Annotated in this window: 3 protein-coding genes; 1 reads left to right on the top strand and 2 read right to left on the bottom strand. The window is 76.2% G+C overall.

Translation table 11 applies throughout. The features are described from left to right. Positions 1 to 359: 359 nt before the first annotated feature. Positions 360 to 1226, bottom strand: a complete 867-nt coding sequence (locus AAHZ94_RS30690; RefSeq protein WP_349996997.1) for a serine hydrolase — start codon at positions 1224 to 1226, stop codon at positions 360 to 362. Positions 1227 to 1522: 296 nt separating this feature from the next. Next, positions 1523 to 2983, bottom strand: coding sequence for a LysR family transcriptional regulator (locus AAHZ94_RS30695; RefSeq protein WP_349996995.1), 1461 nt, complete (start codon positions 2981 to 2983; stop codon positions 1523 to 1525). 212 nt (positions 2984 to 3195) lie between these two features. Between AAHZ94_RS30695 and AAHZ94_RS30700 the strand changes: the two genes are divergently transcribed. Beyond that, positions 3196 to 3582 (top strand): hypothetical protein, encoded by a 387-nt coding sequence (locus AAHZ94_RS30700; protein WP_349996996.1) that lies wholly within the window; start codon positions 3196 to 3198, stop codon positions 3580 to 3582. The last annotated feature ends 24 nt before the right edge of the window (positions 3583 to 3606 follow it).

Below are 3606 nucleotides of genomic sequence, written 5' to 3' on the forward strand. Positions count from 1 at the left end.
GGGGCGGCGCCCCCACCCCCCGGGCGCTCCCCCGCCCCCCCCCCCCCCCCCCGCCCCCCCCCCCAGCGGGGGGCGCGCCCTTCGGCGTGTTCGTCAGCGCTTCGTCGGCACTTCGTCGGCGTGTCCTTCGGCCTGCCCTTCGGCATCTGGGCCGTACGCATGGGGTCCGCGGGGTGACCGGGCGGGCCCGTGGGAGGGCAAGCGGAAGCCAGGTGGAAGCCGGTCAGAACGGCAAGCGGAAGCGTTTTCGGAGGCACTTACGGAGCGGCTTGCGGAGGTCTTCCGTGGAGGCCCGCGCGGGGACACCCGCGGAGGGTCCCGCGCGGCGCCTTCGGGCGGGGCACCATCTGAGACCTGGGCTACCTGCCGCCCGCGCGGAGGGCGTCGACCGCGATCCGGGCGGCCGTGCCGATCACCGCATCGGCGGCGGGCAGCGTGATCGCGGTGCTGGCGGAGCGGGTGAGCACGGCGACTGCGTACCGGCCGCCGTCCGGGTAGCCGACGACGCCCACCTCGTGCCGGAGCGTGGGCAGGGTGCCGGTCTTGCCGCTGACCTGCACGTCGTCAAAGGGGAAGCCGGAGGCGAGGCGGTGGCTCCAGGTCTGGAGGCCGAGCACCCGGCGCAGCAGTTCGCCGTGCTCGCCGCCGCACACCTCGTCCCGCCAGACGGCGGCGAGCAGCGCGGTCAGTTCACGGGCGGTGCTGTGGTTGGTGTGGGCCGGGTCGAGCACCCGCAGCCTGGCCACGGTCGCCGGCTCGACCAGGGCGGCGGGCCCGGCGGGCCCCGCGTCGGCCACCATCGACGCGACCAGGTCACGCATCGCGTGCACGGCCCTGGTCCTGGTCAGCCCGAGCTCGGCCATGGTGCGGTTCACGGTCTCCAGACCGACCTCGTCCCAGAGCACGTCGGCCGCCGTGTTGTCGCTGACGGCCACGGTCTGCGCGGCGAGGTCGCGCAGCGAGAGGCGGGCCGGATCGAGCATGACGGCCAGCCCGGTGGGCCCCTTGGTACGCCGCTCGGGCGCCACCTCCACCTGCCGGGTCAGCTCAAGCCGCCCCTGCGCCGCCTCCCGGAACACCGTGCTGACCAGGCACACCTTGTGCACGCTCGCGGTGCTCATCAGGGTGTCGGCGCCGGTCCCGAGCTCCGCCCCGCTGTCGATGTCACGGGCGTGCAGCAGCCCGGTGACCCCGGCATCGGCGAAGGCGTCCTTGATCCGCGCCACGGTCCGAGCCGCCCCGCGGCTTGCGCGGCGGGGGTGGGTGGCCGCGGTGGCGGTGGCTTCGGCCGGGGTGGCGGTGGCTGCGGCCGTGGTGGCTGCGGTGGTCGCGGCTTGGCCTTCGGTGGGGGCCGCGGCTGCGGGCGCCGGCTCGGCGGGCGGTACGACGGGCGGCTCGGCAGGCGGTACGGCGCCGTCGGGGCCCGTAGCCGCGCGGCGGGGAGCTGCGGATTCCCGCGTGCCGCGCTCGTGCTCGGCGGGCGGTACGGCGCCGGTACGCGGGCGCCCCGCGGCGTGGTCGGTCACAGCGGGAACTCCGATGCAGGACGGGGGTAGAGGCCAGGGGCTGGCCCGACGGCGGGCGACTCGGTGGCGGGCGGCTCAGTGGTGGGCGGCTCAGTGGTCGGCTGCTCGGCAGCGGGCTGCTCGACGGCCACTGGCTCGGCGGCGTCCGCAGGGTCCGCCTCGGGCGCCGGGCCTGGCGTCGGTACGGGGGCCGGTACGGGAGTCGCCCCGGAAGCCGATCCGGAGACCGGAGCGGGAGTCGGTACGGGGGCTGGTTCGGGAGGCGCTTCAGGGGCCGAACCGGAAGCTGAACGGGAAGACGGCTCGGAAGCTGAACCGGAAGCTGAACCGGAAGGTCGCTCGGAGGCCGCTTCGGAAGCCAACCCGGAGGCCGAACCGGAAGCTGGTGCGGAAGCCGGCTCGACCACCCCGAAAGCCACTCCGGCCGACCCCGTAACCACCCCAGCCGATCCCGTAAGCACCCCAGCCGATCCCGTAAGCACCCCAGCCGACCCGGCAGCCACCCCAGCAAAAGCACCGTAAGCCGACTCGACGCCGGAGCCCCCGGCCCCCACCGGCTGGTCAGGCACCATCCCGGCCCCCGTACGCAACGCCTCGTACGCCGCCTCGGCAAACCTCCGTACCGCAGGACCGCCCCGGCCTCGCGCCCAAGCCGCGGACGTGCGCCAGGTCAGCGGCGTGCCGGCGAGCGGGCGCCAGACCGTGCCGGGTTCGCCGGCGGCGTTCGGCAGCAGTGCGACGGCCGCGCCGGACAGCACCAGCGCCTGTGCGAAGTCGCCGCCGCGCGCCTCGTGCACGGCGGCCGGGGTGCAGCCGTGCCGCGCGGCCCGGGGCAGCGTCTCGTCGAAGAGTGCGGGCGCCGCGGCGCGCGGGAAGAGCACCAGGTCACGGCCGGTGAGTTCGGCCAGCGGCACCGCCGGCGGCGCGGCCAGCGGGTCGTCCGCGCGCAGCAACACGCCGAGCGGCTGGTGCAGCAGCGGCCCGAAGTCCAGCCCTTCGGCCGGGCACGGGTGGCGCACCACGCCGCCCTCCAGCGTGCCGGCGACCAGTTCGCGGGCCTGCTGCACGGTGGTGAGTTCGCGCAGGTCGAGGCTGCCGCCCGGGGAGCGGTGGCGGTAGCCGGTGAGGAGGGCTGCGACGGCGGCCCCGCCGAGGTCGGGCGGTACGGCGGCGCGCAGCGTGCCGGCCGTACCGGCGCGGACCTGGGCGATGACGGAGTCGAGCCGGTCGGCCGCGGCCAACAGCGCGTCCGCCTCCGCGCGCACCAGCCGCCCGGCCGGGGTGAGCGAGACCCCACGGCTGCCGCGGTCGAAGAGCCGCACCCCAAGCTCCCGCTCCAGCCGCTGAATCCGCTGCGACAGCGAGGGCTGGGCCAGCCGCAGCCGCTCCGCAGCCCGGCCGAAGTGCTGCTCGTCGGCCACGGTGCGGAAGTAGCGCAGATGCCGCAGCAGGTCCATGACCAGCAATGATAGTCAAATGCCTATGGGTTTCTTGGCGATAAGGGTCTTGGACTGAGGGGCCCGGACTCTGTTCTGCTGCCGGGGACGGCGCGCCGCCCGACAGCGGCGCCGACCTGGCGTACGCGGCGCCGCCGACGGCCCCGGGAGGGCCACCGGCGACCGGCCGGGTGAGGCGGGGCACGAGGCAGAGCACGAGGGAGGGCCGTGGGGTGGGCAACTATCGGGCGGGCAGCAGGAGACGGCGTACGGGGCTGACGGTGCTGGTCGCCGGCGCGCTGGTGGTCGGCGGCGGCACCTGGGCGGTGGCCGAGTGGGGCACGGACGAGGGCGGGTCGGCGCCGCGCAGCGCGGACCCGCAGGCGCTCCGTACCGCGCGGGCCTTCCTGAGCCACTGGGCGGCCGGCGACCTGGCGAAGGCGGCGGCCCTGACCGACGCGCCGGACCGGGCCGAGACCACGCTGCGGAACTTCACGCTGGGCCTGGACGTGGAGCGCCCGTCGTTCACGGCCGAGCCGGGCCCGGCCCGCCAGGACCCCGGCGCCCCCCTGCAGTTAGGACCCAAACTGCCGCGTCGCGAACGGGGCGCCAGGCCGTAGCGCGACGGGCTCGCGCCGGTTAGC

It is taken from the genome of Streptomyces sp. HSW2009 (assembly GCF_040240285.1).
In the GTDB taxonomy this organism is placed as follows: Bacteria; Actinomycetota; Actinomycetes; order Streptomycetales; family Streptomycetaceae; genus Streptomyces.

What these genes read in the sequence shown, in the direction of transcription:
- AAHZ94_RS30695 (WP_349996995.1), bottom strand. Translation starts at nt 2,983, where the DNA reads ATGGACCTGCTGCGGCATCTGCGCTACTTCCGCACCGTGGCCGACGAG.